Origin of the sequence: Methyloterricola oryzae (assembly GCF_000934725.1) — a bacterium.
Classification (GTDB): Bacteria; Pseudomonadota; Gammaproteobacteria; order Methylococcales; family Methylococcaceae; genus Methyloterricola; species Methyloterricola oryzae.
The window spans coordinates 234,954-240,953 of the sequence record NZ_JYNS01000006.1 but is presented as its reverse complement, the minus strand read 5'-3'; the positions used below and the strand labels follow the sequence as shown (position 1 = coordinate 240,953).

Genomic DNA, 6,000 nt, shown 5'->3' with positions numbered 1-6,000 from the left:
GTTCTTCGCGATGCGGCTGATGCACGGTGGCTACGAGACGTTCGTGGTGGGCGAGATCGTGACGCCGAGCATCCGCGAGGGTGATCTGTTCATCGTGATTTCGGGCTCTGGGGAGACGGAGACAATGCTGGCTTTCACCAAGAAGGCGAAGCAGCAGGGCGCGAAGATTGCGGTGATCTCGACCAAGAAGAGTTCGACCATGGCGGACATGGCGGACGAGGTGTTCCAGATCGGGACGCCGGAGTTGTACGGCAAGGTGGTCGGCATGCCCATGGGTACGACCTTCGAGCTGTCGACGCTGTTCTTCCTGGAGGCGACCATTTCGCACATCATCCACGAGAAGGGAATTCCCGAGGAAGAGATGCGGACTCGCCACGCTAACCTGGAATGATCTCCAAGCCAAGGAGCTAGGCATCCGCTCGTCCAGCCTTCGCCAAGTCAGTCGACGTATTGACGGAAAAAGGCCCGCCCCCGGTTCGCCGGCGGCGGGCCTTTCATTTCCGGTGAGCTAGCGACATGAATGGGCAGGCCCCCGCCCCTTCTTCGCGCCGGCGCTTTGCGCTGTCGGTCTATCTCAGTCTTCTGTTCTCCCTGGTGGTCTTCGCCGCGGGCGCCGCCGTAGCCTGGGTCGATTACCTGCAGGCCCGGGAGTTCGCCCTCAAGTCCGCCAACGAGGTCTTCCTACAGATTGGTCAATCCACCCGAGCTAGCCTGGCCGAGATCATGCAGCCGGCGCGCAGCTTCGCGGAACTGTTGGCCATGCAGCCGCCCCGGCCCATCGCCGGCGCGGGCAATCTGCAAACCCGTCTGGAAGCGCTCCCCCTGCTGGCCCAGGCTTTTGCCGACACCTCGGCGCTGGAGTCGGTCTATTGCGGTTACGACGATGGCAGCTTTTTCCTCCTACGCCTGTTGGACAGCGCCGAGGAGCGCTCGCTGTATCAGGCCCCGCCCACCGCCGCCTACATGGTGGAAAGTGTGGAGGCCGAGGCCATAGGTGCCAACAAAATCCAGTTCCTGTTCTTGGACGACGGCTTGCGCGAGGTCGAACGGCGCAGTCCCCCGGATTTCAGCTATGACCCACGCAGCCGCCCCTGGTACCAGATGGCACAGGTGCCGGGGCGGCGGGTACTCACCGAGCCTTACATCTTTGCGGCATCCGGCGAGCCGGGCATAACCATCGCCGTCCGAACCCAGGGCGCCAGCGTCATCGGCATCGACGCCAGTCTGCGCGGCATGTCCGAACGTCTCGCCTCGCTGGCCCGGTTGCCGGGGATGAAGATTGCGTTGTTCGATACCCACAGTCAGCTTTTGGCCCAGACGGGAACCCAGGTCCCGCCGGCACGTAGAACCGCCGAGGGCCTTAGTTTGGCGAGGCTGGATGACGCCGGCGATCCGGTGCTGGCGCAACTGAAGGCGGGGGACGCGGATCAGGAAGCCGCGCGAACCATAGATGCCGATGGCCGCGCCTGGAATACCGTGGTGCTTCAACTCGCCACCCTGCGCGGCCCCATGTACCTCGGGATTGCCGTTCCTATGCGGGAACTGCTGGGCCAGGCCATCAGCATGCGCGACCGCGGCCTGCTCGCTACCGCGGGCGTCTTGCTTCTCGCTCTACCGGTTACATGGTTCACCGCCCGGCGGGTGGCGCTGTCCCTTCGGGATATCACCCGGGACGCCGCCGACATCTGCGCATTCAAGTTCGGCGGTGCTCCAGCCAGGCCATCCGTCGTGCTGGAAGTGGATCAGCTGGCGGAAGCCATGGCCATGATGCGGGGCACCATCCGGCATTTTCTGGAAATTGCCACCTCGCTGGCTGCGGAAACCAACTTCAAGCGTCTGCTGCATCGGGTCGTTCAGGAAACCGCCTCCGCCAGTGGTGCCGACGGCGGCCTGATCTATTTGAGTGAAGACGACGGGCGCCGCCTGGTGCCCGCCGCCTTCGTGCGGGCCGATGGGGAGGCGCTGGACTTGGCGCCCGCGCAGCCCCAGGCAATCGAGGACGACGGGCCGTTGGCTTGGGCCATTCGCTCCCGGCGAACCGTGACCCAGCGTGGCTCGGCGGCAGGTCTTCATTTCTTGCAGGACCATGCGGCCGAGGGCCGACTAGGGCTGGTGATTATTCCCCTGAGCGACCGCAGCGGCGAGACGGTGGGCGCCCTGGTGCTCTATTCCACCGACAGGGATGCTTCCGCCGGCGCGCGTCTGGCGTTCGCCGAAGCCTTGTCTCAGACCGCCGCAATTGCCATCGAAACCCAGCGTCTGCTGGAAGCCCGCAAGGCCCTGCTGGACTCTTTCATCCAACTGGTGGCCGGAGCCATCGATGCCAAATCGCCCTACACCGGCGGGCACTGCCAGCGAGTCCCCGAACTGACCATGATGCTGGCCCGCGCCGCCTGCGAAGCGCCCGCTGGCCCATTCAAGGATTTCAGCCTGAACGAAGAGGAGTGGGAAGCGCTGCAGATCGCCAGCTGGCTGCATGACTGCGGCAAGGTGACGACGCCGGAGTACGTGGTGGACAAGGCCACCAAGTTAGAGACCCTGCACGATCGCATCCACGAGGTGCGCATGCGCTTCGAAGTGCTTAAGCGCGACGCGGAGCTGGAATACTGGAAGGCGGTGGCGGAAGGCGGCGACCGTGAGACATTGCGGGAGGCTTTGGCGCGCACCCTAGCGGTGCTAGATGAGGAATTCGCCTTCGTGGCCGAATGCAACCAGGGCGGCGAAACCATGGACCCGGCCCGGCTGGAGTGGCTTCGGGAAATCGGCGCCCGCACCTGGCTGCGCACCCTGGACGACCGTCTGGGCATTTCCCATGAGGAGCGCCAGCGCAAGGAGCGCGTGCCGCCCACGCCGCTGCCAGTGGCCGAGCGCCTGCTGGACGACAAACCCGAGCATCAGATCCAACGCGGTGAGGGCAATGGCATCCCGGAAGACAACCCTTGGTGTTTCCGCATGGCGGTGCCTGAGCTCAAGTACAATCGAGGCGAGTTGTACAATCTGTCCATCGGGCGTGGCACCCTGACCGACGAGGAACGCTACGTCATCAACCACCACATCGTTCAAACCATCGTCATGCTGTCGCAACTGCCCTTCCCCAGGCATCTGGCGGCGGTGCCGGACCTGGCGGGCGGCCACCATGAGAAGATGGACGGCACCGGTTATCCCAGGCAGTTACGGCGGGAAGACATGAGTGTGGGCGCGCGCATCATGGCTATCGCCGACATCTTCGAGGCCCTGACCGCGGTCGACCGGCCCTACAAGAAGGGCAAGACCCTGACGGAGGCCCTTCGCATCATGGCGGCAATGGCGCGCGAGCAGCACATCGACGCTGATTTGTTCCGCCTGTTCCTGGCTTCCGGCGTCTATCGGCAGTACGCCGAACGCTTCCTTCGGCCTGAGCAGATCGACGCGGTCGATATCGAACAGTATTTAACCGAGACATAGGAGATCCCATGGCCGGTTTCACGGTCCATTTCAAGAAACCCGATGACTGGGCCGATTCGGTCCACATCCATTTCTGGAACGTCGAAGGGCAGGCTGCCAGCGACTGGCCCGGCGCGCCCATGCGGGCGGAGGGCGAGGGCTGGTTCGCCTTCGAATTCGCGGCGCCGGCGGCGCACTTCGTCTTCAATGATGGCCAGGGTCGGCAGAGCGGCGATCAGCACCGGGAGCGGGAGGGCTGGTACGGCATCGACGGCCGCTGGCACGACAGCCGGGCCAAAGCGGTGTGGCAGGCGCGCAAAGCCCATCCCAAGCCGAAACCGGCACCGACCCTGGAACCCAGGCCGGTTTCGGAGCGCAGCGATTTTCGCGAGGAAACCATCTACTTCCTTCTGACTACCCGTTTTTATGACGGTGACCCGTCCAACAATTTCTACTGCCGCGACCGCATCAAGTTCAATGCGGCCGGCGAGCCGGAAGATCCCCATTGGCGGGGCGATTTCAAGGGGCTCATCGAGCGCCTGGATTACATCAAGGACCTGGGCTTCACCGCCATCTGGATCACGCCGCCGGTGGAGAACCGCTCGGGACTGGACTACCACGGCTACCATGCCTACGATTGGACCCGCATCGACCCCCGCCTGGAGTCCCCCGGCGCCACCTACCAGGATCTGATCGACGCCGCCCACGCGCGGGGCATCAAGATCATCCAGGACGTGGTGGTGAACCACTCCTGCCAGTACGGCATCCGTGGCAAGGTGCACATCGACCACCTCCCCATCAAATACTACGTGTCGCAAGGTTCGGAGCCGGGCCGCGTGGAACACGGGCCGTATCAAGGGAGCCTTGGCAATTACGCCTGGCCCAACCGGGACGATATCGACAATCCACTGGCCCCCGACTGGTACAGGGAACGCCACGAGCGCGACCCGGAAGGCATCGAACCTCTGGTCGACCCCAAGACCGGCGAGACGGTGCCCAAGCCCGGCTACAACCCGGGCCGCTTCTTCGGCATCGATTGCCACGATCTGGACCCGGACTGGTATCACCAGGAAGGCTTCATCTGCGGCGGCGATTGGGAGAGCGCCCATCCCCTGCAGCACAAGCACCTGGCCGGGGACTGCATCGACCTGGCCACCACCCGTCAGAACGTCAAGGATTACCTGGTCGGTTCCATCAACCGCTATCTGGACATGGGGGTGGACGCCCTGCGCATCGACACGGTCAAGCACATCGAGCGCGACAACCTGCTGGAATACGTCAACGCCTGGAAGGCCCACAAGCCGGGCCTGTTCGTGTTCGGCGAGAATCTGGTGAAGGGCTATGGCTGGGGCGATATGGGCGGCGGCGACAACGGTCCCTCGCAGATCCGGCCCTGGTGGTACACCCGACTGGGCCACGACCCGCGCGATCCGGCTTCAGGGGGCGATTCGGGTTTTCCCCAGCTGGATTTCGGCCTGTTCTCCACCTTCCGCGACACCGTGAGCAAGGGCACCTACGGCGGCACGGCCCAGATTTTCAGCATGGACTGGATTTACGGCGATGTGACGCAGCTGGTCACCTTCCTGCAGAACCACGACGTGGGGCCGGACAACGACTTCAAGTACCGCTTCAAGGGCGAGCAATGGATGGCGGCGGCGGCCTACAACCTGATCTGGACGGTGCGCGGCATCCCATGCCTGTACTACGGCGAGGAGATCGAGTTCATGAAAGGGGCGCCCCAGGACGTGGAGGGCGAAAAGGACACCCTGGACCAGACCGGCCGGGCCTATTTCGGGGATTACTTGAGCGATGAGGCCTTGCCGCGCACTCAGGCTCATCCCCTATATCAGCACATCAAGCGCCTGAACCAGATTCGCCGGGCGGTGCCCGCCCTGCAGAAGGCTCCGGTGACGCAACTGAGTGAATGGGGCGGCGGCATGAGCTTCGTCCGCGACTATCCGGAAGGTTCCAGCTATGCCGTGGTGGGCCTCGCCATTGGCGGCGACCAGCAGGTGAATGTGGATGGCGTCCGGCCCGGCCTCTACCGGGATGCCGTGACCGGCCAGGAGATCCACAGCGGCGGTTCCTTGAGCTTTCAAGTCAAGGCCAATTCCGCCGGGATCTACGTGCTCGATGGTCCGGGCAAGGTCGGGGTGGACGGCCTCTACCTGAGATAGGAAACTGCGGACCTATTCCGCGTTTCCTTGGGTTCCAGGGAAGGCTTACTTGCCGCCGGCCTGTTCCAAGTGTGCCTTGCCGTCGGCGGCCTCCTGGGCGGCGCGGTCGGTGTTGTGCCAGTTGGAATGCTGGACCGCCGTGTTCAGGTCTGCTTCACCCTGCTTGACGTGCGGGTCCACTTGGGCGCCGGATGCTGCCTTGGCGGCGTCGATGTGCTGCAGCGCCTGCTCGGCATGTAGGCCCACGGACTTGGAGTCGGTGGCGCTGGCCGCCTCGGCGGCGTGTTTCAGAGCCTCGGCGGTGTGGTCCTCAGCCAGGAGGCAGGGGGACGTGGTGGCGAGCAAGGCAAAAACGGCGCGGCGGATGCGATCGGACATGACTCTCCCCCTTTGGCTTGTT

General features: G+C 64.2%; 4 protein-coding genes. 3 read left to right on the top strand and 1 reads right to left on the bottom strand.

What is annotated here, in order from left to right:
* The 3 genes from EK23_RS10790 to EK23_RS10780 all read left to right on the top strand — a co-directional run.
* On the top strand, nucleotides 1–391 hold a 391-nt coding region (locus EK23_RS10790; protein ID WP_045225386.1), incomplete at its 5' end, for an SIS domain-containing protein.
* 125 nt (nucleotides 392–516) lie between these two features.
* On the top strand, nucleotides 517–3,444 hold the full coding sequence (locus EK23_RS10785) for an HD domain-containing phosphohydrolase (RefSeq protein ID WP_045225348.1): 2,928 nt from the start codon (nucleotides 517–519) through the stop codon (nucleotides 3,442–3,444).
* An 8-nt stretch (nucleotides 3,445–3,452) separates the two neighbouring features.
* On the top strand, nucleotides 3,453–5,600 hold the full coding sequence (locus EK23_RS10780; RefSeq protein WP_045225347.1) for an alpha-amylase family glycosyl hydrolase: 2,148 nt from the start codon (nucleotides 3,453–3,455) through the stop codon (nucleotides 5,598–5,600).
* Between the two features lie 45 nt (nucleotides 5,601–5,645).
* Here EK23_RS10780 and smbP read toward each other — a convergent pair whose 3' ends face one another.
* On the bottom strand, nucleotides 5,646–5,978 hold the full coding sequence (gene smbP / locus EK23_RS10775; RefSeq protein WP_052808105.1) for a small metal-binding protein SmbP: 333 nt from the start codon (nucleotides 5,976–5,978) through the stop codon (nucleotides 5,646–5,648).
* Nucleotides 5,979–6,000: the final 22 nt, after the last annotated feature.